Source organism: Microbacterium schleiferi (assembly GCF_020781975.1).
Classification (GTDB): Bacteria; Actinomycetota; Actinomycetes; order Actinomycetales; family Microbacteriaceae; genus Microbacterium.
Window position 1 is genome coordinate 419,934 of sequence record NZ_JAJGNI010000001.1, and the last position, 20,327, is coordinate 440,260.

27 protein-coding genes and 1 tRNA gene are annotated in these 20,327 nt (G+C 67.6%); 19 read left to right on the forward strand and 9 right to left on the reverse strand.

Features of this window, described 5'->3' with window-relative positions; genetic code table 11:
* Positions 1–15: 15 nt before the first annotated feature.
* A tRNA-Leu gene (locus LL236_RS02185) sits at positions 16–97 on the reverse strand.
* A gap of 212 nt (positions 98–309) precedes the next feature.
* Between LL236_RS02185 and LL236_RS02190 the strand changes: the two genes are divergently transcribed.
* Positions 310–465 carry a hypothetical protein gene (locus LL236_RS02190; protein ID WP_228177143.1) on the forward strand — a complete coding sequence of 52 codons (156 nt, stop codon included), beginning with the start codon at positions 310–312 and terminating at the stop codon, positions 463–465.
* 13 nt (positions 466–478) lie between these two features.
* On the opposite strand, the gene LL236_RS02195 is transcribed toward LL236_RS02190, so the two are convergent.
* Positions 479–703 (reverse strand): PLDc N-terminal domain-containing protein, encoded by a 225-nt coding sequence (locus tag LL236_RS02195; RefSeq protein ID WP_228177144.1) that lies wholly within the window; start codon positions 701–703, stop codon positions 479–481.
* A gap of 162 nt (positions 704–865) precedes the next feature.
* Here LL236_RS02195 and LL236_RS02200 point away from each other — a divergent pair, with 162 nt between their 5' ends.
* The 10 genes from LL236_RS02200 to LL236_RS02245 all read left to right on the forward strand — a co-directional run bounded on the left by LL236_RS02200 (position 866) and on the right by LL236_RS02245 (position 7,852).
* Positions 866–2,740, forward strand: coding sequence for a heavy metal translocating P-type ATPase (locus LL236_RS02200; RefSeq protein WP_228177145.1), 1,875 nt, complete (start codon positions 866–868; stop codon positions 2,738–2,740).
* Positions 2,741–2,806: 66 nt separating this feature from the next.
* Positions 2,807–3,982: a CpaF family protein gene (locus LL236_RS02205; RefSeq protein WP_228177146.1), complete on the forward strand. Its 1,176-nt coding sequence runs from the start codon at positions 2,807–2,809 to the stop codon at positions 3,980–3,982.
* The gene (locus tag LL236_RS02210) at positions 3,979–4,839 is read left to right on the forward strand and encodes a type II secretion system F family protein (protein WP_228177147.1); all 861 of its coding nucleotides are present in this window, start codon (positions 3,979–3,981) and stop codon (positions 4,837–4,839) included. The genes LL236_RS02205 and LL236_RS02210 overlap by 4 nt, the downstream gene beginning before the upstream one ends.
* On the forward strand, positions 4,836–5,708 hold the full coding sequence (locus LL236_RS02215; RefSeq protein WP_228177148.1) for a type II secretion system F family protein: 873 nt from the start codon (positions 4,836–4,838) through the stop codon (positions 5,706–5,708). Before LL236_RS02210 ends, LL236_RS02215 begins: the two co-directional genes overlap by 4 nt.
* 37 nt (positions 5,709–5,745) lie before the next feature.
* A complete protein-coding gene (locus tag LL236_RS02220) occupies positions 5,746–5,976 on the forward strand; it encodes a hypothetical protein (protein ID WP_228177149.1) in 231 nt (76 codons plus the stop codon).
* An 11-nt stretch (positions 5,977–5,987) separates the two neighbouring features.
* Complete coding sequence (locus tag LL236_RS02225; protein ID WP_228177150.1) at positions 5,988–6,386, forward strand: TadE/TadG family type IV pilus assembly protein; 399 nt, start codon at positions 5,988–5,990, stop codon at positions 6,384–6,386.
* The gene (locus LL236_RS02230; protein ID WP_228177151.1) at positions 6,358–6,849 is read left to right on the forward strand and encodes a TadE family protein; all 492 of its coding nucleotides are present in this window, start codon (positions 6,358–6,360) and stop codon (positions 6,847–6,849) included. Before LL236_RS02225 ends, LL236_RS02230 begins: the two co-directional genes overlap by 29 nt.
* Positions 6,850–6,878: 29 nt before the next feature.
* Positions 6,879–7,292 carry a pilus assembly protein TadG-related protein gene (locus LL236_RS02235; protein WP_308017236.1) on the forward strand — a complete coding sequence of 138 codons (414 nt, stop codon included), beginning with the start codon at positions 6,879–6,881 and terminating at the stop codon, positions 7,290–7,292.
* A gap of 48 nt (positions 7,293–7,340) precedes the next feature.
* Positions 7,341–7,598, forward strand: a complete 258-nt coding sequence (locus tag LL236_RS02240) for a type II toxin-antitoxin system Phd/YefM family antitoxin (RefSeq protein WP_228177153.1) — start codon at positions 7,341–7,343, stop codon at positions 7,596–7,598.
* Positions 7,595–7,852, forward strand: coding sequence for a type II toxin-antitoxin system RelE family toxin (locus LL236_RS02245; RefSeq protein ID WP_228177154.1), 258 nt, complete (start codon positions 7,595–7,597; stop codon positions 7,850–7,852). Before LL236_RS02240 ends, LL236_RS02245 begins: the two co-directional genes overlap by 4 nt.
* A 1-nt stretch (position 7,853) precedes the next feature.
* Here the strand turns inward: LL236_RS02245 and LL236_RS02250 are convergent, their stop codons facing one another.
* Entirely contained in the window at positions 7,854–8,141 is a 288-nt protein-coding gene (locus LL236_RS02250) for a hypothetical protein (RefSeq protein WP_228177155.1), read from the reverse strand.
* Positions 8,142–8,264: 123 nt separating this feature from the next.
* Between LL236_RS02250 and LL236_RS02255 the strand changes: the two genes are divergently transcribed.
* Positions 8,265–8,771 carry a GNAT family N-acetyltransferase gene (locus tag LL236_RS02255; protein WP_374197990.1) on the forward strand — a complete coding sequence of 169 codons (507 nt, stop codon included), beginning with the start codon at positions 8,265–8,267 and terminating at the stop codon, positions 8,769–8,771.
* 28 nt (positions 8,772–8,799) lie between these two features.
* Here the strand turns inward: LL236_RS02255 and LL236_RS02260 are convergent, their stop codons facing one another.
* Both LL236_RS02260 and LL236_RS02265 read right to left on the reverse strand, forming a co-directional pair.
* Positions 8,800–9,195, reverse strand: coding sequence for a VOC family protein (locus LL236_RS02260; RefSeq protein ID WP_228177157.1), 396 nt, complete (start codon positions 9,193–9,195; stop codon positions 8,800–8,802).
* Positions 9,192–11,930: a cation-translocating P-type ATPase gene (locus tag LL236_RS02265; protein WP_228177158.1), complete on the reverse strand. Its 2,739-nt coding sequence runs from the start codon at positions 11,928–11,930 to the stop codon at positions 9,192–9,194. Before LL236_RS02265 ends, LL236_RS02260 begins: the two co-directional genes overlap by 4 nt.
* A 144-nt stretch (positions 11,931–12,074) precedes the next feature.
* Between LL236_RS02265 and LL236_RS02270 the strand changes: the two genes are divergently transcribed.
* On the forward strand, positions 12,075–12,806 hold the full coding sequence (locus LL236_RS02270) for an alpha/beta fold hydrolase (RefSeq protein ID WP_228177159.1): 732 nt from the start codon (positions 12,075–12,077) through the stop codon (positions 12,804–12,806).
* A gap of 17 nt (positions 12,807–12,823) precedes the next feature.
* Here LL236_RS02270 and LL236_RS02275 read toward each other — a convergent pair whose 3' ends face one another.
* Together LL236_RS02275 and LL236_RS02280 are read right to left on the reverse strand one after the other, a co-directional pair.
* Entirely contained in the window at positions 12,824–13,087 is a 264-nt protein-coding gene (locus tag LL236_RS02275; protein WP_228177160.1) for a hypothetical protein, read from the reverse strand.
* A complete protein-coding gene (locus LL236_RS02280; RefSeq protein ID WP_228177161.1) occupies positions 13,084–13,470 on the reverse strand; it encodes a thioredoxin family protein in 387 nt (128 codons plus the stop codon). Before LL236_RS02280 ends, LL236_RS02275 begins: the two co-directional genes overlap by 4 nt.
* 92 nt (positions 13,471–13,562) lie before the next feature.
* Between LL236_RS02280 and LL236_RS02285 the strand changes: the two genes are divergently transcribed.
* Positions 13,563–13,931 (forward strand): rhodanese-like domain-containing protein, encoded by a 369-nt coding sequence (locus LL236_RS02285; protein WP_228177162.1) that lies wholly within the window; start codon positions 13,563–13,565, stop codon positions 13,929–13,931.
* Positions 13,932–13,936: 5 nt separating this feature from the next.
* Here the strand turns inward: LL236_RS02285 and LL236_RS02290 are convergent, their stop codons facing one another.
* Positions 13,937–15,256 carry an MFS transporter gene (locus LL236_RS02290; protein ID WP_228177163.1) on the reverse strand — a complete coding sequence of 440 codons (1,320 nt, stop codon included), beginning with the start codon at positions 15,254–15,256 and terminating at the stop codon, positions 13,937–13,939.
* A 25-nt stretch (positions 15,257–15,281) separates the two neighbouring features.
* Here LL236_RS02290 and prfB point away from each other — a divergent pair, with 25 nt between their 5' ends.
* The 5 genes from prfB to smpB all read left to right on the forward strand — a co-directional run bounded on the left by prfB (position 15,282) and on the right by smpB (position 19,536).
* The gene (gene prfB, locus LL236_RS02295) at positions 15,282–16,394 is read left to right on the forward strand and encodes a peptide chain release factor 2 (RefSeq protein ID WP_228177164.1); all 1,113 of its coding nucleotides are present in this window, start codon (positions 15,282–15,284) and stop codon (positions 16,392–16,394) included.
* 108 nt (positions 16,395–16,502) lie between these two features.
* Positions 16,503–17,726, forward strand: a complete 1,224-nt coding sequence (gene ftsE, locus LL236_RS02300) for a cell division ATP-binding protein FtsE (RefSeq protein ID WP_228177165.1) — start codon at positions 16,503–16,505, stop codon at positions 17,724–17,726.
* The gene (ftsX, locus tag LL236_RS02305) at positions 17,723–18,637 is read left to right on the forward strand and encodes a permease-like cell division protein FtsX (protein ID WP_228177166.1); all 915 of its coding nucleotides are present in this window, start codon (positions 17,723–17,725) and stop codon (positions 18,635–18,637) included. Before ftsE ends, ftsX begins: the two co-directional genes overlap by 4 nt.
* Before the next feature lie 25 nt (positions 18,638–18,662).
* Positions 18,663–18,995, forward strand: coding sequence for a hypothetical protein (locus LL236_RS02310; protein ID WP_228177167.1), 333 nt, complete (start codon positions 18,663–18,665; stop codon positions 18,993–18,995).
* A gap of 64 nt (positions 18,996–19,059) precedes the next feature.
* On the forward strand, positions 19,060–19,536 hold the full coding sequence (smpB, locus tag LL236_RS02315; RefSeq protein WP_228177168.1) for an SsrA-binding protein SmpB: 477 nt from the start codon (positions 19,060–19,062) through the stop codon (positions 19,534–19,536).
* 12 nt (positions 19,537–19,548) lie between these two features.
* Here smpB and LL236_RS02320 read toward each other — a convergent pair whose 3' ends face one another.
* Positions 19,549–20,214 carry an SIMPL domain-containing protein gene (locus LL236_RS02320; protein ID WP_228177169.1) on the reverse strand — a complete coding sequence of 222 codons (666 nt, stop codon included), beginning with the start codon at positions 20,212–20,214 and terminating at the stop codon, positions 19,549–19,551.
* Between the last annotated feature and the right edge of the window lie 113 nt (positions 20,215–20,327).

Below are 20,327 nucleotides of genomic sequence, written 5' to 3' on the forward strand. Positions count from 1 at the left end.
GCAGGATGCCTCGCGTGCGGAAGGTGGGACTTGAACCCACACGCCCGAAGGCACAGGAACCTAAATCCTGCGTGTCTGCCAATTTCACCACTCCCGCGGGTGCGATCAGTCTACTGACGCACGTTTGGCGATCTCGACGCACGATTCCGGTGCGGAGCTTCCGCGCCGAGGCTGTCGCGTGGGCCGGCGACCTCCTGCACTTGCGCCGACCGTTCCAGCGCGACAGGGTGTGCAGTGATACTGCACCGTGAGGTATGGAGTGGCGAAAGGGGAAGATCGTGACGACCGAGCAGGTCCAGAGGTGGCTGGATGACTACCGGAAGGCGTGGGAGACGCGAGACGCGGATGCCGCGGCTGCGCTGTTCACTGCTGAAGATCGATCCGCTGTTCCAGGGCATCGCGCTGGGCGCCATCATCCTGCTCGCGGTTGGGTTCGACGCGTGGTCTCGGCTGCGGCGGCGATGAGGCCGCGGCAGCGTCAGCGTTTGGGGGCGAAGAAGAAGTAGATCAAGGGGCCGATACCGCCGAGAAGAATCACGAAGGCCCACAGGGGCTTCTTGCCGTTGATCTTGTTCTCGGGGCGGATATAGAGGTCCCAGAAAGCCAGTCCCGCCCAGGCGGCCCGGATGACGCCACCGACCAGTCCGCCGACGACTCCCGTGCCGGTCTTCCGCGCCGCGTGGCTTGGTGTCTTCATGGTCATGGCTTCCGCCTTTCGGGCCGCATCCGAATGCTCTCGTGCCATTGTGCAACGCCGACGCCGGGCACCGACAGGGCCTCGGTCGTGGGACTAGATGCCCTAGTGTGCGCGGTGGCGCCTGCCTACGCTCGGGGTGTCGCCCTGGGTGCGGCGCGGGAGGTCCGGATGAGGTATCTGCGCTGGATCTGGGCGTACCCGCTGGTCACGGCTACCGCGCTGGTGCTCCTCGCCGTCGGTGTGCTCGCGGCATCCGGAATGCCTGACGTTGCGCGGTGGGTCGCGACGATTTGGGTTGCGGGGATCATCGTCTGGACCCTCGTGGGCATGGTGCGCGACGTCCTGCGTGGCCACGTCGGGCTCGATGTTCTCGCTGTCACCGCGATGGTCGCGACCCTCGCGGTCGGGGAGTATCTGGCGGGGCTCGTGATCGTTCTGATGCTCGCCGGTGGTGCGGCGCTCGAGGATATCGCCGGCCGGCGTGCGCGGCGGGACCTTCGCGCGCTGCTGGACAGATCGCCGCGCACCGCGCACGTCGTGACCGGTGGCGAATCGGGCGCTGTCGAGAGTGTGAAGGACGTCCCCATCGATGAGGTCGCTGTGGGCGACATCCTGCTGGTGCGGCCGGCCGAGATCGTGCCGGTGGATGCCGTGCTGCTGAGCGCCGACGCGGAGTTCGACGAATCGTCGCTGACGGGTGAGAGTCTTCCCGTGCAGCGCACCGAAGGCGACGAGGTGTTCTCGGGGGCCATCAACGGATCTCGCGCCGTGCGGGTACGAGCGACACGACGCAGCGCCGACAGCCAGTACCAGCAGATCGTCGCGCTGGTGCATGCTGCCGAGAGTTCTCGGGCGCCGGTCGTTCGCTTGGCCGACCGGTTTGCCGTGCCGTTCACCGCCGTCTCGCTCGTGCTCGCGGGAACCGCCTGGGCGATCTCAGGAGACCCGGTCCGCTTTGCTGAAGTGCTGGTGCTGGCGACCCCCTGTCCGCTGCTGATCGCGGCACCCGTGGCGTTCCTCGCAGGCCTGTCGCGAGCGGCGAAGGCGGGGGTCATCATCAAGAGCGGCGCGGTCATCGAGCAGCTCGCGCGCGTGAGTTCGGCGGCCTTCGACAAGACCGGAACACTGACGTGGGGTCGTCCCGCTCTCGTCGCCGTCCGTCCCGCGGACGGATTCACCGCCGACGAGGTGTTGCAGTTCGCGGCCTCTGCTGAGCAGTACTCCACGCACGTGCTGGCAGAGAGCGTGCGCCGCGCCGCCCTCGACCGCGGGCTCGATCTGCTCCCTGCGTCTGACGCCTCGGAGGAGGCCACCAACGGTGTCACCGCATCGGTAGGGGGTCGGCCCGTCACCGTCGGCAAGCCCGCGTATGTCGCAGCGCTCACGGGAACGGCGCCCCGAGAGACCCTGGATGCCGGTCAGGCCGCGGCCTACGTTGCGATAGATCGACGGTTCGCGGGAACCATCGTCCTGGCCGATGATCCTCGGCCGGATGCGCCTGCGGTTGTTGCCTGGCTCCGAGAGACCGGCGTGAGCCGGGTTGCGATGTTCACCGGCGATGTCGGCGCTACCGCGCAGTCGGTTGCGACGGCGGTGGGGATTGACGAGGTGCACGCCGAGCTGCTGCCGGGCGACAAGGTGGAGCTTGCCGCCGGTCTGCAACCTCGGCCGATGATGATGGTCGGCGACGGGGTGAATGATGCCCCGGTGCTGGCGGCATCCGACATCGGTGTCGCGATGGGTGCGCGCGGGGCGACGGCCGCGGGGGATGCGGCGGATGTCGTCATCCTGGTGGATGCCCTTGCTCCGGTTGCCGACGCCGTCGCGATCGCCCGCCACACCCTGCGCGTCGCGCTGACCGCGATCGGCGTGGGGATTGGGCTGAGCATTGCCCTGATGATCGTGGCTATGACGGGCGTCATCCCCGCCGTCGCGGGCGCCCTCATTCAGGAGCTCGTCGACGTCGCGACGATCCTGTACGCGCTACGGGCGCTCGGGGCGCCCCGCAGCGCCCAGCGACCCGTGGTTTCGCCAGCGGGATGACAGAGCTCGCCGCACCGCTGTGGATAACTCCCGCGGCGCGGCGCGCGGCCTTGTCAGGATGCACGGGTGACCCTGACTTCGCCCGCCGACCCGACAGTTTCGGTGGTCGCGCGTGTACGCGAGTCGCTGCGGGCGGCACAGATCGACCCGCAGCGCGATCCGGATCGGGCGAGCCAGATCGCCAGGTCCGAAGTGCGTCGGCACAACGATTTCGCGCTGGCCCGCGGCGAGCGGACCCTCGATGACGAAGCGCACCACGTGCGCGACATCCTGGCCCAGCTCTCGGGATTCGGTCCGCTGCAGGCGTACCTCGACGACCCCGAGGTCGAGGAACTCTGGATCAATGCTCCGGACCGGATCTTCGTGGCGCGTGCCGGAGTCGCGTCCCGGGTCCCGCTCGCGCTGACCGACACGGCGGTACGAGACCTCGTCGAACGGATGCTGCACGCGACCGGCCGCCGCGTCGATCTCAGCCAGCCTTTCGTCGACGCCTCTCTTCCCGACGGGAGTCGCTTGCACGTCGTGATCCCCGACATCACACGGCGGCACTGGGTCGTGAACATCCGCAAGTTCCTGCCGCGCTACCGGACGCTCGACGACCTCGTTGTGGCGGGCAGCGTGACGGCGGCGGATGCCGACCTGCTGGCGATCGCGATGCGGGAAGGGCGCAGCATCCTGGTCTCGGGTGCCACCCATGCCGGTAAGACGACCTTGCTCGCGGCGCTGATCGCTGCGTGCGCGCCCTCGCAGCGCATCGTCACGGTGGAGGAGACGTTCGAACTTGCCGTCGACGCGCCGGACCTCGTCGCACTCCAGGGGCGTCAGCCGAGCCTCGAAGGGGGAGGGGAGGTGACGCTGCGCCGCCTGGTGAAGGAGGCACTCCGGATGCGGCCAGATCGGCTGGTCATCGGGGAGGTTCGAGACGCCGAGGCGCTCGATCTCGTCCTGGCCCTCAACACCGGAGTGCCGGGTGCCGCGACAATCCATGCGAACTCGGCAGCTGATGCACTCCGGAAGCTCTGCTCCCTCCCGCTCCTGGCTGGTCGCAACATCGACAGCGGCTTCGTGGTGCCGGCGGTCGCGGCATCCGTCGACCTCGTCGTCCACTGTCAGCGGGACGCGACCGGACGGCGCCGCGTGACCGAGATCGTCGAACCCACAGGGCTTGAGGATGGCGTCATCCGTACTCGCCCCGCGCCCCGACAGGAACGGCAACCACTGATGCGGAGCAGGGGCCGATGATCCTGCTGGTGGGCGCAATGCTCGGCGCGGGGGTGTTGCTGGTCCTTTCGCCGTGGCTGTGGCCAGCCCGGCCCGCCACCGCCGCACCCGCCGAGCCCTCGGTGCTGACCCGACTGATCGGTGAAGCCGGCTTCGCGGAGCGGGCGAGACCTCGCACGGTACTGGCCTCTGCTGTCCTGGTTGGGGCGATTGCCGCCGCACTCGTGTGGCTGGTCTTTCCCACGCTGCCTCTGTGGCTTCTCGCGGGTGTCGTCGGCGCATACGCCCCCGTCGCCTGGTTGCAGTCCCGGGCGCGTCGACGAGCCAAAGAGCGTCGCGGTCTGTGGCCTGACGTGTGCGACCTGCTCGTGTCATCGGTTCGAGCCGGGATGTCGCTCGCTGACGCTGTCGCGAGCCTCGCGGTGTCGGGCCCAGAGCGGCTTCGACCCGACTTCGTCAGGTTCGCCCGTGATGTCTCGGCCTCCGGGCATCTGGATGCCGCGCTCGCCGGTCTGAAGGCTCGGCTTGCCGATCCGATCGCTGACCGGATCGTCGAAACCTTGCGCATGGCGCGCGAGGTCGGTGGTACCGAGCTCGTGCCGACCCTGCGCGCACTTGGTGCGTCGGTTCGCGCGGATGCGACACTGCGCGCCGAGGTCGAGGCGCGCCAGTCGTGGATTCGCGCCGCGGCGGTTCTCGGAGCCGTTGCTCCGTGGGTGATTCTCGGACTTCTCGCGCTTCGCCCCGAGGCTGCTGCCGCGTACGGATCGCCCCAGGGGATCGGGCTGATTCTGGGCGGCGCTGTCGTCACGGTTGTCGCGTTTCGGCTCATGCTTCGTGTGGGAAGGCTCGCGGAGCCGCGGAGGTGGTTCGCGTGAATCCCACCGACATCGCGCTTGCCGTGATTCTTGGCGGCGGCCTCGCCGGAGGAATGCTGCTCGTCTTCTCGGCGTCGCCGCGCTGGCGCGCCCGCGGGCTGACCGCTCGTCTCGCGCCGTACCTGCGCGATGTCACCGACGGTGACCCCAGCGTCGCGTTCAGCGCGATCACCGTGCCTGTCCTGAACACCGCAGCCCCGGCGTGGGGTGCTGCGGTGAACCGACTCTCGGACATCCGTTCTTCCTGGCGGCGCTCGCGCGCGCTTGTCTGGGCCCTGCTCGGAGCCGGTACGGGAGCCGCCCTGGCGACAATCGTCGCCCTGACGCACGGCCCACAGCCGGCTCTGCTGGCGGTGCCTCTGGCCGGTGGGGCGGCCGCGGTGGTGGCGGAGCAGTCGGCGCGCCGCGCCACCGAGCGCGCCCGCTCCCGGCGCCTGCACGAGGAGCTTCCCGTCGTCCTCGAGTTCCTCGCGCTCTGCCTGTCTGCGGGTGAGGGCCTGCTCGATGCGCTGCGGCGCATCGGCAGCCGGGGGACCGGAGAGCTTGCCGTCGGCATCCGTGAAGTTGTTGTCGAGGTCGGAACGGGGGCGGTTTTAACGGACGCCCTCCTCGCGTTCGCTCGACGGGAAGACAGCCCAGCCTTGTCGCGCGCGGTCGATCAGCTTGTCGCCGCGATCGACCGCGGCACACCACTCGCGGACGTGCTCCACGCCCACGCAGCCGATGCGCGCTCGGGGGAGCAGCGCGAGCTCATTGAGCAGGCGGGTCGCAAAGAGATCGCGATGCTCGTGCCGCTCGTCTTCTTGATCCTGCCGGTGAGTGTGCTGTTCGCGATCTTCCCCGGCGTCGTGATGCTCGACCTCGGATGAGTGCCCACCAACAGAGAAGACCGAACCGAAGGAGATGATGATGAGACGGATGCTGGACCGCCTGCGTGAAGCGCTCGCGCCGCGCGCGGGGACCGACGTGGAGGATGTCGGCGTGGCAGCCGCGCTGCGTGAAGACCGTGGTGACGTACCCGGCTGGGTGCTGATCACGCTCATGACCGCGGGGCTGGTCGTGTTGATTTGGGCGCTCGCAGGGCCCGCGCTGTCGGGTCTGTTCGAGCAGGCGATCTCGCGCGTGTCGGGCTTCTGAGGCGGTTGGCTGTGAGCGATCGTGGCTTCTGGGACGACGACCGGGGCTCGGCTCCCGTCGAGTTCGTCATGGTTGCCGCGCTGCTCACGGCCCTCACCCTCGGTGTGATTCAGCTCGGCATCGTGACCTACGTGAGAAACGTCGTGCATGACGCTGCAGTCGAAGGGGCGTACTACGGTGCGCTCGCCGATACATCGACCGGCTCAGCCGTCGATCGCACACGCGAGGTGATTACGCGGGCGATCGGAGCTGAGTACGGCTCGGATGTCGGCACGCGCGAGATCATGATCGACGGTCAGCCCGTCGTTGAAGTCACGGTGCGTACCGGGATCCCGCTCGTCGGCCTGTGGCCGAGCGGACTGCAGACGGAGGTGACAGCTCATGCTCCGCTGGAGTCGTTCGATCGCTGACCGGTTGCGTTCGCGACTGGCTCGGATTCTCCGCGAGGACGACGGCTCTGCTTCCCTCGAGTTCCTCACGGTCGGACTCCTGATGCTCGTTCCGCTTATCTATGTCGTCGTCGCGCTCGGGCAGATTCAGCATCAGGCGCTCGGTGCCGAAGCCGCAGCCCGCCACGTTGCCCGGGCGATTTCGCTGTCGTCGGATGCGGCATCCGCTGGCTCGAGCGCGTTCGAGGTGCTGTCGGCGGTGATGGCGGAGTACGACCTGGATGCCTCCGCCACGTCGCTCTCTATCTCGTGCGTTCCTGCGTCGGCGACGTGTCCGACGGCGGGGGCGACGGTGCGGGTTTCGGTTGCGACGCGCGTCTCGCTGCCCCTCGCGCCGCCGGTTCTCGGTCTCGATCAGATCGCGAGCGTTCCGGTCGAGGCCAGTGCGGTGCAGCGGATGTCGCGATTCTGGAGCGGCGGATGAGGGCGGTAGGGAGGCGGCTTCGTGATTCGGTGCATGCCGCGGGTGACGAGGACGGCAGCATTCTGCCGCTCGTGCTGGGGTACGCGATGCTCGCGCTCGTGCTGATCCTCGTGACTGTCGATGCGACGAGCCTGTACCTCGCGCAGAAGCGACTCGACAGCGTCGCGGATGCTGCAGCGCTCGCCGGAGCTGACGGGTTCACGCTCACGATCGCCGGTGGTTCGCCGCGCGCCGAGCTCTCGTCGGGCGATGTGTACGCGCAGGCGAGTGCGCTGCTGGCACAGTCGGATGCCGACGCGAGTCTGGTCTCGGCATCCACGCCCGACGGGGTGTCGGCTCGGGTGACGGTTGCGGGGCAGTGGCATCCCCCGGTCTTCAGTCTCTTCGTGCCCGCCGGGGTCTCGCTCCAGGCCACGGCCACCAGCCGCAACGCCCTGCGGTGAAAATCCTGAAACGTACGTAATGCAGCAAAACGGGAGTACCGTGTGGTCATGACTGATATCCCGATCACGGATGCGCGCGATCGACTCGCCTCCGTGATCGATGAAGCCCGCCGGGGGACCGTATATCTGACCCGACGTGATAGGCGAGTTGCGGCGATTGTTGACCCGGAGACCCTCGCCCAGCTCGAGGCTGACGCCGAGGAACTCAGTGATATTCGCGCGGTCGACGAGGCCTGGGCCGAAACCGAGCGACTGTCCGAGACGCCCATCCCGTGGGAGGACGTGAAGCGCGAGCTCGGGCTGTGACCTACCGCATCGACGTCCTCCCGGCGGCGGTTCGCGAGATCCGCAAGCTTCCGCCGGAGGCGAAGCGGCGCGTCCAAGCCGTCATCGAACTGCTGAGCGAGAATCCGCGGCCGCCAGCGGCGACGAAGCTGACGGCGCGGCCCGAGTGGAGAGTGCGCACTGGCGATTACCGCGTGCTCTACCGCAGCGAGGACGACATCCTGACGATCGTTGTCGTGCGTGCCGGTCATCGGCGGGATGTCTACGAGAGATGACTCAGTCCGAGTCGTTCACCTCGATGACGATCCGGCCGTCGGCTCCGATGACTCCGGGGCCCTTGTCGGGGGTCGGAGCTGGCGCGGGGATGATCTGCTCCTGCTCCCACGCCAACCGTGCGTTCTGGGCTGACGGGTAGAAGAGCTCGTCCATCCCGAAGGTGCCTCCCGCGCTGGACGTCGACCGCAGTGCTCGGCCTTGCCGCCACGCGATTGCGCCGCCGATCGCGAAGCTCACGGGCGCCAGCGCGAGCGCCGCGATCGTGAGCCACCCGAACACATCTGACATGAGGCGAGAGTACGTTCGTCGCGCGTCGAACGTATCCCCCTCAAGACGGATGCCGCGCGGTAGCGCCACGGCGTGGCTGCCGCACTCCTTTCGTTCGCGATCCGGCGTGGGCATACTGGGGCCGTGAGCGGGTCGCAGGGTGGAGATCCAACCGAGTGGGCTCTGCGAGTCGCCCGCGAGGCGGATATCGCGTCGATATGTGCTTTCGGAGAAGCGCATATCAGGCCTCACTATGCGCCGCTGATTGGCGCGGACGCTGCGGACCTTCAAGTGAAGAACTGGTGGAACGAGACGCAGATCCGACGGGCTGTGAAGGACGGGCTCGTCACCGTCGCGGAGGCCGCAGGCTGTGTCATCGGCGTCGCGCAGCGCGGACGATACGGTTCCGCTCACGTACTGTTCAAGCTCTATGTCGATCCTGCCTATCGGGGCCGCGGGCTCGGCTCAGACCTCGTCAGCAATGTCATCGATCGCCTTCGGCCAGAGGCTGAACGACTGTGCGTTGAGCATTTCGCGGGCAATGTGCGGGCTGCCGCGTTCTATGAGCGCGAAGGGTTCTTCGTTGAACGCGTCGAACCTCACGGCGCGAGCCCGGCGCTTGATGTCGTGTGGCGCGCGCGGAAGCTGTGACCGGTTCGCTCCGCGCGGACGGTCTCAGTCAGCCCTGGTAGCCGATGAGCCAGCGGATGCCGTATCGGTCGCGAACGATCCCGTCGTAGTCGTCCCACGGGCGCTGCTGCAGGGCATCCACGACCTCGCCGCCGCCGGCGAGGGCCTCGAACCACGCGGTCAATTCCTCCGGCGATGTGGTGCCGAGCAGCGAGAACTCGACGCCGGCCATCGGGACGGACTCCTCGCCCGGCGCGGCATCCGCGGCAAACAGCGTGACCAGGCCCGAGAGGGCTCCGTGCGCGATCGCCTCTTTGGGTCCGTCGGTACGCGAGAACTCGCCGTACGTGTACAGCTCGAGCTCTCCGCCGAACACTGACCGATAGAACGTCAGCGCTTCGCGGGCGGTGCCGTCGAAGTGCAGGGAGGGGACCAGGCCGCTCATGCCGCAGCCCTGCTCGCGAGGGACCGGCGGATCAGCTTGTCGACTTCGACCACGATCGGAGGGATGAGGGCAAGGCCGATCGCGAGCCACCATTGCGCGGCATCCAGCGGCGTGGTCATGAGTAGCGCGTTCATGAAGTCCAGCTCGACTGAAAGCACTGTGAGCACGATCGGGATCCACATCCACTTCAGGGCGTTGCTGATCGGTGCGGCAAGGCCCGACCCGGGGTCGCGACGCATCGCGAAGCCGGCGAGCACCGACCCGAGGCTCAGGACGACGAACGTCATCGTGACGGGGACCGACGGCTCGGTCTGGCTCGGCGTGCCGGGGGAGAGGAGCATCGCCGCCAGGGCCACCCCGAAGATGGCGACGCCGTAGAGGAGCCATTGTCCGATCGAGCGGGCGTTCGCGAGCGGCACCTTCGTGTCCCGCGGCGGCTGCCGCATGAGACCGGCGGGGCTCGGGTCGAGGGTGATGACGATCACGGGGAAGAAGGTGATGAAGAAGCTCAGGAACAGCACCATGAGCGGCGTGATCGGCGTGCCGTTGTTGATGTCGAGGATGCTGGAGACGAGGAACAACAGCACAAGCGAGAACAGCGTTGCCATCTGGTAGCGGACGTAGCTGACGATCTTGTCGTAGATCGTGCGGCCGAGCCGGATCGCCTCGACGAGCGTGCCGAAGTTGTCGTCGGTGAGGATCATCTTGCCGGCCTGCTTGGTCACCTCGCTTCCCGATCCCATCGCGACGCCGATGTCGGCCTGCTTGAGGGCAGCGGCGTCGTTGACGGCATCCCCGGTCATCGCGACGACATCGCCGCGCTCCTGCATGAGGCGGGCGATCCGCAGCTTGTCTTCGGGAGTGACGCGGCCGAACACGTGGAGTTCGGGCAGGCGCGCGGTGAGCTCTTCGTCGCTGAGCGCTCGCAGTTCAGGGCCGCTGATCGCGCCCGGGCCGAGGCCCAGCTCTCGCCCGATGGCGGCTGCCGTCACGGCGTGGTCACCGGTGATCATCCGCACCTCGATGCCCGCCTCGCCCGCAATGCGCACCGCCTCGATGGCTTCGGGGCGCAGCGGATCGATGATGCCGACCAGAGCCACGAACGTGAAGTCTTCGGCAAGGGACATCGGGTCGGCCTGCGCCGCAGCCTCCTGGCCGGCGAGGTCTCGCACGGCGATCGCGAGGACCCGCAGCCCGTTGCGACTGAGCTCGGCGTTCGCCTCCAGGATGCTGTCTTTCGCGTCCGCGATCGGGACGACGCCGTCGGCGGTGACAACGTGCGAGCAGCGGTCGATCACGACATCCGGGCCGCCCTTCATCGTCGCCAGGAACGTTTCGGCTCCCTGGAGCGGCGCGTGGTGGAAGGTCACCATGAACTTGTATGCAGAGTCGAACGGCACCTCGGCTTCGCGAGGGTAGGCGCGGCGGCTCTCTTCGGCATCCACGCCAAGCTTCGCGGCCAAGACCACGAGCGCAGCCTCGGTGGGGTCGCCGACGACAACACCGGCATCCGAGACCGTCGCATCGGAGTTCAGGCACAGGCCGTAGGCGAGCGGCGTGAAGTCAGGAACCTCCTTGCCGGCGGCGTGACGAAGGGCACCGGTCTTGCGGTAGCCCTCGCCCTCGACGGTGAACCACTGCCCGAGCGCGTAGAGCTTGGTGGCGGTCATCTGGTTGAGGGTCAGCGTTCCGGTCTTGTCGGAGTTGATGGCGGATGTCGCGCCCAGCGTCTCGACGTCGCTGAGGTTCTTCACGACAGCCCGGTGTTCGGCTAGCTGCCGGGCGCCGTACGCGAGCATCCCCTGCACGAAGGTGGGGAGCGCAGATGGGATCGCCGAGACAGCCATCGCGATTCCGACGAGCAGTACTGTCGCGATCGTCTCGCCGCGCAAGAGCCCGAGGATGATCATGATCGCCACGGCGCCCCATGCGACGAACCCGAGCACCTTGGTGAGTCCGTCGAGTTCTCGCTGCAGGGGCGACTTCGAGGGCGCGACGGCGGTGAGCATCGCCGCGATCTGCCCCATCTGGGTCGACATCCCCGTTCCGGTGATGACCATCGCGGCGGTTCCGCGGGTGACAGTGGTGTTCTGCCACAGCATGTTCGCGCGATCGCCGAGCGCGACATCGTGTCCATCGATCGTCGCGACATCCTTGTCGACCGGCGCGCTTTCACCGGTCAGCGCTGCCTCCTGCGTCTGCAGGTTCGCCGAGCGCAGGATGCGGCCATCGGCCGGCACGAGATCGCCGGCTTCGAGCTGCACGAGGTCGCCGGGCACGATTTCGGGTGCGGGCACCTCACGCAGCGACCCGTCGCGCACGACCTTCACGTGCGGGATCTGCAACTTGGAAAGTCCGTCGACGCTCGCACGGGCGGCGAGTTCCTGCCGCGTGCCGAGCACGACGTTCAGCACGATGAGGGCCGCGACGATGAACGCCACGGCGAACTGGGCGATGATGAGGCTCACCACGACCACCGCGACCAGCATGAGGTTCATGGGGTCGGCGAGCATCCGCAGCGCGATCGTCCAGGCGCTCGGAGCCGGGGGAGCGGCGATCGTGTTCGGGCCGCCGGTTGCGAGGCGACGCGCTGCATCGGCCGAGGTCAGGCCGTTCGCGGCATCCGTCCCGAGACTGCGGACGACAGCATCAGTATCGAGGGTCCACCACGCGGTTGTGTCGGACGCCCGCGCGGGTGTGGGCTGAGTGGATTGTGGTCTGGTGTGCTCGGTCATGCCGGTCCCTTCGCCGCGCCCGATCCTATCGAGGCGAGCGCCGTCGCGGACAGTGCCGTCGGTCCCTCATCGCGGGTCGAATGCCCAGGATTCTCACGGGTGGTCTCCGAGCCTCCTCATAACTGGCAGTCGTACCGTCGAAGTGTGCGTTTGGCAGTACACGAGTTCGGCAGCGGCGACCGTACCGCAGCGATCGTCCACGGCATCAGCGGATCGGGTTTGCTGTGGCAGGACTTCGCCGAGCGACTCTCGCGGCGACACGGCATGCGAGTGCTCGCCGTTGATCTGCGTGGTCACGGATCCAGCCCCCGTTCTGAGCACTACCGCCTCCGGGATTTCACCGACGATCTCGTCGAGACGCTGCCGACAGACCTCGACCTCGCTATCGGGCACTCCCTCGGCGGGCGCGCCCTTGCCGACGCCGCCGAACGGCTGCAGCCGCACCGTGCGATCTACCTCGACCCAGCACTCGACGTCGACGCAGGAGTTGCCGGTCGTCGCCTGCTGACTTACCGGATGGCCGGTCCGGTCGTGGCGCGGATGCTGTCGGTCGTCGACCCCGCTGTACCGGCGCCCCTGCGTCGACGCCTTCGGGCCAGCACCCGCCGCTGGGACAGGTTCATGGCGCTGTCGGTCGTGCAGGAGCTGGATGCCCACCGGGTTGAACCCGCTGCGCCGCCGGTGCCGTCGACAATCGTGAAGGCGACGAAGTCCCGGCTTCTTCGCGGGCGCTACCTCGAGCGACTCAAGGCCTACGGCTGGGATGTGCGGGAATTCCTCAGCCGCCACGAAATGCAGCTTCTCAAGCCCGAGGCGTTGCTCGACGCCCTCGAAGACGTACTGCGCGCGCCGACGCGAGCGCTGAGCGCGGTCTGAGTCTTCGCTGCCAGGCCTCAATCGAGGTCGATGCGTTGACGCGCCTCGGGAATATCCCATGCGTTCGGGCCGTCATCCGCTGACTCGGTAGCCGCACCCCCGGGGCACCAGCCGGTGATCGCCATCGCCGCGAGCAAGAGCGCGCCAAGCAACGCGGGAATAGCCAGAGCCCACACACCCGTGGTCGCCGCGCTCCCGGCGATGGCTGCGACGAAGACGGCAGCCGCCCATCGCGCGATGCGCTCGCCGCGCGTAATCGTGCAAACCCGGAGCAGGCTCACGGTGCGCTCGGGGCGTCCTGGGCCGCGTTCTGCTCCGCGATCTGGCGTCGCACGTCATCCATGTCGAGTCCTTCGACCGCGGTTATCACCTGCTCGAGCTGGGGAGCGGCCAGCGCGCCGGGTTGTGAGAAGACGAGGATACCGTCGCGGAAGGCCATGAGCGTCGGGATCGAGGTGATGCGGAAGCCCGCCGCGAGCTGCTGCTGGGCTTCGGTGTCGATCTTCCCGAAGACGATGTCGGGGTGAGCCTCTGAGGACTTCTCGAAGACGGGGCCGAACATGCGGCACGGTCCGCACCACGCCGCCCAGAAGTCGAGCAGCACGATGCCGGAGTCGTTGATGGTCGTCTCTATCGTTTCGAGGGTGATCTCTCGTGTTGCCATGATCTGTATTATACCCTAGGGGGTATACCCCGAGGGCTTCTCCCGTGCGCTCACATCGGGATGCCGCCCGCGCCGCTCAGAAAGGACACCTCATGCGACGCATCCGTCTGATCCTGGCCGCACTGGCCGCCGCCGTTCTCGCCACGAGTCTCGCCGCGTGCTCGGCGACGCCGTCGGTCGAGGTTCCCGACGGTGCCGTGATCATCGACGTGCGCACGCCTGAGGAGTATGCCGAGGGTCACCTCGAAAGTGCGATCAACGTCAACCTGCAGTCGGGCTCGTTCGAGCAGGAGATCGCCGAGCAGCCCCTCGATGGCACCTACATCGTCTACTGCCGCACTGGCAACCGCTCAGCGCAGGCTGTGGCGATCATGACCGAGCTCGGCTTTGGCGATGTCACGGATGCCGGCGGCGTCAGCGACGCATCCGCGGCGACCGGCATCCCGATCGTCACGGACTGACCGGCTCAGTCGGCGCGACCCGACCGCGGAACGAACCGGGGGACCCAGCGCACGAAGGCCACCGCGCCCAGGAGCCCGAGCACGCCGACCGCGCCGGTTGCCACCGACAGGGTCGAGAGTGCTGCGATGCCCGAGACGAGCAGCGGCGCCGCAGCCCCGCCGGCGTCGGTGAACATGCGCCAGGACCCGAGGAACGGGGCCGGGTCCGTGCGCGGAGCGACGTCGGCGCCGAGGGTGAGCAGGATGCCGCTGGAGAGCCCATTGCCGACGCCGAGGACTGCCGCGAACATGGCGAACCACATCGCTGATGAGTCGAGGTCGTGCGTGAACGCGAGCGCGAGGAACCCGAGGCCCATGAGCAGCATCGCTGGCAGGGCTGCCCACAGCCGTCCGAAGCGGTCCATGACCTGTCCGCTCGCATAGAACAGGGCAAAATCGATCGCCCCCGAGATTCCGACGACTAGCGCGATCGTCTGCGCGTCCAGCCCGATCGACACGCCCCACAGAGGTAGAACCACCTGACGGGCCGATCGCACGGCAGCCAAGGATGCCGCAGCAACGCCGAGCCGAGACAGCACCGCGCGATACCGCCATGCGACGACGAAGACGCTCTGGCGGCTCCCCGGAACCCGGATGCTGCCCGTGATCGCCTCGCCAGTGTCCTCTTCATCGAGCTCGTCTGCGGTCTTGTTCGCGGTCGCATCAGATCCTGCGCGTGCCGTGATCGGAGCGAACTGTTGCTCGGGGTCGGGCCCGAAGACCACCAGCAGGACGGTGGCGAGAAGGCACACGCCGAAGAACCAGATCGCCGCGTGTTCGTCGCCGAAGATCGCCAGCAGCGCGGCCGCGATGAACGGGCCCACGAACATCCCCAGCCGGAACGTGCCACCCAGCAGCGACATGGCGCGCGAGCGGAACGACAGTGGGACTCGGGTGGTCATGAACGAGTGGCGGGCGAGACCGAACGCTGCCGCGCACAGCCCGATGAGCAGGACTGCCGCCGCGAAAACGCCGAGCACGGGCGCGACGATCATGCCTGCCACTCCCACCATGGCCAACGCGCCGGCAACTCCCATCGTGACCCGCTCACCGAAACGGGCGACAGCCCAGCCCGCCGGCAGATTTCCCGCCAGTTGGCCTACCACGAGGGCCGACGCGACGAGGGCTGCTCCTGCGACGTCCGCGCCCAACTGGGCTGCGATCACCGGAATGAGGGGGATGACGGCGCCCTCGCCAAGCGCGAACAGCACCGTCGGCACGTAGACCATCGGTCCGAATCTCCACAGCACGTCCCGCGCGCGGATCGGGGCGGGGGGATCGGACATCGGTTCCACGTTAGTCTGGACTGTCATGCTCGAACTCGATCTGTCCGCCGACATCCAGGCCCTGCGCTCCACATTCAACGACATCCAGTCCGTTGTCGACGTCGACGCGCTCGCCGCAGAGATTGCGCGACTGAGCGACGAGGCCGGCGCGCCCGACCTCTGGGACGACCCCGAGAAGGCGCAGAAGGTGACGAGTGCCTTGAGTCACCGGCAGTCGGAGATGTCTCGCATCACGGCAGTCGCACAGCGCCTCGATGACCTCGAAGTGCTCGTCGAGCTTGCCAACGAGATGGATGATGAGGAGTCGGCCGCCGAGGCGCGCCGCGAGCTCGCCGAGCTCGAGAAGGTCATCGGCGATCTCGAGGTGCAGACGCTGCTCGACGGCGAATACGACGATCGGTCCGCCGTCGTGACCATTCGGTCGGGCGCCGGCGGCGACGATGCCACCGACTTCGCTGAGATGCTCATGCGCATGTACCTGCGGTGGGCCGAGCGCCACAAGTACCCCGTGAAGGTCATGGACACCTCCTACGCCGAGGGTGCGGGGATCAAATCGGCGACGTTCGAGATCGACGCGCCCTACGCCTACGGCACGCTCTCGGTCGAAGCCGGAACCCACCGTCTCGCCCGGATCAGCCCGTTCGGTGCCGCCGACAAGCGGCAGACGTCGTTCGCTGCTGTCGAGGTCATCCCCGTGATGGAAGAGGCGGTCGAGGTTGACATCCCCGAGGGCGACATCCGTGTCGACGTCTTCCGATCCTCGGGTCCCGGCGGTCAGTCGGTCAACACCACGGACTCGGCGGTTCGCATCACCCACATCCCGACCGGGATCGTGGTCTCGATGCAGAACGAGAAGAGCCAGATCCAGAACCGCGCCGCTGCCATGCGCGTTCTGCAGACCCGCCTGCTGCTGCTCAAGCGCGAAGAAGAGGCGGCAAAGAAGAAGGAACTCGCCGGCACGATCACGGCCAGCTGGGGCGACCAGATGCGCTCCTACTTCCTCTACGGCCAGCAGCTCGTGAAAGACCTACGCACCGGTCACGAGGTCGGGAACCCCGCGGTCGTATTCGACGGAGACCTCGACGGGTTCATTGCCGCGGGCATCCGGTGGCGCAAGCGCAAGGATGACGACGACTGACGCTCTGTCCCCGCCTCGAGGGGAGCCTGAACGTTCTCGATGAAGACTGAGCCCGCTTCGGGTGTCGCACCCGGCGGTGATCGCCCTCGCGCTTAGGCTCAGATGGCCATGATCCGGTTCGAGAACGTCACCAAGCGATACCGGGGCACCGCGAAACCCGCCCTCGACCAGGTGAGCTTCGAAGTGCTCCGCGGCGAGTTCGTGTTCCTCGTGGGTGCGTCGGGATCGGGTAAGTCATCCTGTCTGCGCCTCATTCTGCGAGAGGATGTCGCCACCTCCGGCAACGTCCTCGTGCTCGGGCGCGACCTGCGCACCCTCGCCAACCGCAAGGTGCCGTACTTCCGCCGCCACGTCGGCGCCGTCTTCCAGGACTTCCGGCTGCTGCCAAACAAGACGGTCTTTCAGAACGTCGCGTTCACGCTGCAGGTCATCGGCTCCTCACGAGGGTTCATCAAGCAGGCGGTTCCCGAGGCGCTCGCCCTCGTCGGACTCGCCGACAAGCAGAAGCGGATGCCGCACGAGCTCTCGGGTGGTGAGCAGCAGCGTGTTGCGATCGCCCGCGCGTTGGTGAACCGCCCCCAGGTGCTGCTGGCCGACGAGCCCACCGGAAACCTCGACCCTGCGACATCCATCGACATCATGCAGTTGCTGGCGCGCATCAACGCCGGCGGCACCACGATCGTCATGGCTACCCACGAAGCGGGCTTCGTCGACCAGATGAAGCGGCGCGTCATCGAGTTGCGTGGCGGCCAGATGATGCGTGACGAGCGCCACGGTGGCTACGGCGACACGTCGGGTCTGCCCCGGCTTCAGCCCGAGCAGGTGCGTGGCGCCGCTGCTGCAGCTGCGCTCACCGCGGTCCTCGAACTGCAGCGTGAGGTCGGCATCGAGCCGACGGTGACGGATGCCGAGATCGCGGTCGCCGCGGCTGTCGACGTCGCCGACGATCCGTCGACAGCATCATTGGTCTCCGCTCTCGCTGAGGTGCGTCCTGCCCCGGTCTCGCCCGATGTTCCGGCCCCGGCGGTCGCCGAGGCGCCGACGGACGAGGCGCCGGCACACGCTCCGGCCCAGCGACCCGCTCCGGCCGAGCGACCCGCTCCCGCAGATCGACCGGCTCCCGCAGAGCGACCCGTGTCTGGGCCGAGTGCACCGTCAGTGCCGCCCGAGTGGCAGGTGCCTGCCGCGCAGCCCGCACCCGCTCCGCGCCCCACGACGCAACCGGTACCGGTCATCGACATCCCCGAGGTCGAGGTCGAGGAGCTGGGACTGGCGGAGCGGCTGGGGCTGGATGCCGAGCGTCGCGATGATGAAGTCGGGCCCACCTCATGAGGGTCGGACTCGTTCTCGGTGAGGCGTTCAGCGGGCTGCGCCGCAATGCGTCGATGGTGATCTCGGTCGTGCTCGTCACCTTCGTCTCGCTGACCTTCGTGGGCGCCGCCATGCTCATGCAGCTACAGATCGGCACGATGCGCACCTTCTGGGCCGATCGCGCCCAAGTGCAGATCTATATGTGCAGCTCGTTGTCGCAGGTGCCCACCTGTGCGAACGGCGTTGCCACGCAGGAGCAGATCGACGGTGTCCAGGCCGAACTGGATTCGGATTCGCTTGCTCCCCTGATCAGTGACCTTCAGTTCGACAGCGCAGAGCAGGCCTACCAGGAGGCGATCGATCTGCTCGGTGACGAGTACGACGGCATCCTCACCGCCGACCAGATCGGTGCGCAATTCCGCATCACACTCGCGGACCCGACGAAGTCAGCCGTGATCTCCGAAGCTTTCGGGGGAACCGACGGGGTGGAAGAGGTCAAAGACCAACTGCAGTACCTTGAGCCGCTGTTTTCTGCGCTGACTGTTGCAACATATGTCGCAGTCGGGATCGCGGGGCTCATGCTCATCGCCGCAGTCCTGCTCATCTCGACGACGATCCGCCTCTCGGCATACGCCCGAAGACGCGAGCTCGGCATCATGCGGCTGGTCGGAGCATCCAACCGGTTCATCCAGACGCCGTTCATTCTCGAGGGCGTGTTCGCAGCCCTCATCGGATCGGTGCTGGCAAGCGTGGCCGTCGTTGCGGGAGTGCAGTTCGGCGTGCAGGACTATCTGCGCTCGCGTATTCCATTCATCGCGACCTGGGTCGATACCGCCGACATACTGATCGTCATCCCCGTCCTCATCGGAATCGGAATCGTGCTCGCCGCGTTCTCGGCGGGCTTCGCGATCCGGCGTTGGCTCCGAGCCTGAGCCGGCGGGAGCGAGGAGAACAGCGATGGCGCAGGATCCCCGAGCACCGCAGCCGGTAGGTTCCGCGCCGGCGTGGGGCATTGCGGGCATCATCCTCGGGCTCGGCCCGCTGCTGCTTTTCGGTGTGGCCGCTGCCGCGAACCTCGGTGGCCCCCTCATTTCGGTAGCCGTGTTCGGGCTGCCCGTGGTTGTAACCACCGTGTTCGCCGTGCTCGTCATCCGTCGCCTGTTGCGCGCGCGAGAGATCGGGTGGGGCTACACGGTGGCTGCGGTCACGATCTTTGCCGGTGTTATCGGATACGTCCTCTGGTTCTTCCTCGCACTGCTGGCGATCCAGTTCGGCAACGGGCCGGCCTGACCCCGCTGACTGCCGCGCGGCCAGCGCTTGATACACTGGTGGGCTGCCGTCGAAAGGAGGAGTCATGCCACGCGAACGCGGAGAGAAGGTCATCGCGACCAATCGTCGTGCGCGCCACGACTACTCCATCGAGAAGACATACGAAGCGGGCCTCGTGCTCACCGGCACCGAGGTGAAGTCCCTGCGTCAGGGACGCGCCAACCTCACCGACGGTTATGCGTACATCGACGGCGGTCAGGCGTTCCTGGACGCGGTCCACATCCCGGAGTACTCGCAGGGCCACTGGACCAATCACGCTGCCAAGCGGGTGCGCAAGCTGCTGCTGCACAAAGACGAGATCATCAAGCTCAGTCACGCTGTCTCGGCGGGCGGATACACGCTCATCCCCATGAAGCTCTACTTCTCGGACGGGCGCGCCAAGGTCGAGATCGCGGTGGCCAAGGGTAAGGCCGAGTACGACAAGCGCCAGACGCTGCGGGAGCGCCAAGACAAGCGCGAGGCCGAACGCGCCATGCGCACCCGCAACCGCCTGGGGGAGTAGCCGCGCGCCCGGTCAGCGGGCGCTGAAGCGTGCTTCGACGGCTGCGCTGACCACGATGTCGGCGGGCTGCAGTTCCAGGGCGCTCGCGGAGTCCATCGGGCTCGCCGCCATCATCATCCGGGGCGACGGGCCGGATGCCGCAGCCGGCGATCCGCCACCGAGCAGGCCCACGTCTGCCACTTCGACGGCAGTGACCTCGGCAAGTCCGAGGGCGGCGGCATAGGCGGTCGCTCGGGTCATCGCGACACGGACAGCCTGGGCGGCGACATCAGCCTCGACGGCCTTGCGGGTCGCGTCGGTGAGCATCCACTGCACCCCATCGATCTGGATCGTGTCGAGCTCGGCGATCTCACCGAGCCATCCCGAGAGCGCATCGAGATCGGCGAATGTGGCCGACACGTCGAGCGAAGCATGGTGAACGAGCGGCAGCGGCTTGCCTTCGGAGTTCCACGGGCGCTCGGAGCGGACGGCCAGCCGACCGGTGGACCACTCGCGGATCTCGCCCGCATCCTGTCGGGCGGTCAGCGCGGCGCGCAGCATGCTTGCGGCATCCGTCGCTCTGCCCATGACGTCGGTTCGTTCGCCGCCCTCGGTCCTGATCGTGAGCCGTGCCACAGCCTCTTCGGGAGCGACCCGGGTCTCGTGTTCGCCGCGGACGGTGATGATGACATCGCGCATGAGTGCGACTCTACGTCGTGTGGCTGAGCACCGGGACGCCTTGCCTCACGTCAAGATGTCCGGGTGTGATTCGTGGTTGCCTCACGTGAAATGTCCGCGTGGGTCATGCGGCG

Excerpts from the sequence above, each read along its gene's own strand:
- LL236_RS02190 (WP_228177143.1), top strand. The coding sequence starts at position 310 with ATGACTACCGGAAGGCGTGGGAGACGCGAGACGCGGATGCCGCGGCTG.
- LL236_RS02195 (WP_228177144.1), bottom strand. The coding sequence starts at position 703 with ATGACCATGAAGACACCAAGCCACGCGGCGCGGAAGACCGGCACGGGA.
- LL236_RS02200 (WP_228177145.1), top strand. The coding sequence starts at position 866 with ATGAGGTATCTGCGCTGGATCTGGGCGTACCCGCTGGTCACGGCTACC.
- LL236_RS02210 (WP_228177147.1), top strand. The coding sequence starts at position 3,979 with ATGATCCTGCTGGTGGGCGCAATGCTCGGCGCGGGGGTGTTGCTGGTC.
- LL236_RS02220 (WP_228177149.1), top strand. The coding sequence starts at position 5,746 with ATGATGAGACGGATGCTGGACCGCCTGCGTGAAGCGCTCGCGCCGCGC.
- LL236_RS02230 (WP_228177151.1), top strand. The coding sequence starts at position 6,358 with ATGCTCCGCTGGAGTCGTTCGATCGCTGACCGGTTGCGTTCGCGACTG.
- LL236_RS02240 (WP_228177153.1), top strand. The coding sequence starts at position 7,341 with ATGACTGATATCCCGATCACGGATGCGCGCGATCGACTCGCCTCCGTG.
- LL236_RS02250 (WP_228177155.1), bottom strand. The coding sequence starts at position 8,141 with ATGTCAGATGTGTTCGGGTGGCTCACGATCGCGGCGCTCGCGCTGGCG.
- LL236_RS02260 (WP_228177157.1), bottom strand. The coding sequence starts at position 9,195 with ATGAGCGGCCTGGTCCCCTCCCTGCACTTCGACGGCACCGCCCGCGAA.
- LL236_RS02265 (WP_228177158.1), bottom strand. The coding sequence starts at position 11,930 with ATGACCGAGCACACCAGACCACAATCCACTCAGCCCACACCCGCGCGG.
- LL236_RS02280 (WP_228177161.1), bottom strand. The coding sequence starts at position 13,470 with ATGGCAACACGAGAGATCACCCTCGAAACGATAGAGACGACCATCAAC.
- LL236_RS02285 (WP_228177162.1), top strand. The coding sequence starts at position 13,563 with ATGCGACGCATCCGTCTGATCCTGGCCGCACTGGCCGCCGCCGTTCTC.
- LL236_RS02290 (WP_228177163.1), bottom strand. The coding sequence starts at position 15,256 with ATGTCCGATCCCCCCGCCCCGATCCGCGCGCGGGACGTGCTGTGGAGA.
- prfB (WP_228177164.1), top strand. The coding sequence starts at position 15,282 with ATGCTCGAACTCGATCTGTCCGCCGACATCCAGGCCCTGCGCTCCACA.
- ftsE (WP_228177165.1), top strand. The coding sequence starts at position 16,503 with ATGATCCGGTTCGAGAACGTCACCAAGCGATACCGGGGCACCGCGAAA.
- ftsX (WP_228177166.1), top strand. The coding sequence starts at position 17,723 with ATGAGGGTCGGACTCGTTCTCGGTGAGGCGTTCAGCGGGCTGCGCCGC.
- LL236_RS02310 (WP_228177167.1), top strand. The coding sequence starts at position 18,663 with ATGGCGCAGGATCCCCGAGCACCGCAGCCGGTAGGTTCCGCGCCGGCG.
- smpB (WP_228177168.1), top strand. The coding sequence starts at position 19,060 with ATGCCACGCGAACGCGGAGAGAAGGTCATCGCGACCAATCGTCGTGCG.
- LL236_RS02320 (WP_228177169.1), bottom strand. The coding sequence starts at position 20,214 with ATGCGCGATGTCATCATCACCGTCCGCGGCGAACACGAGACCCGGGTC.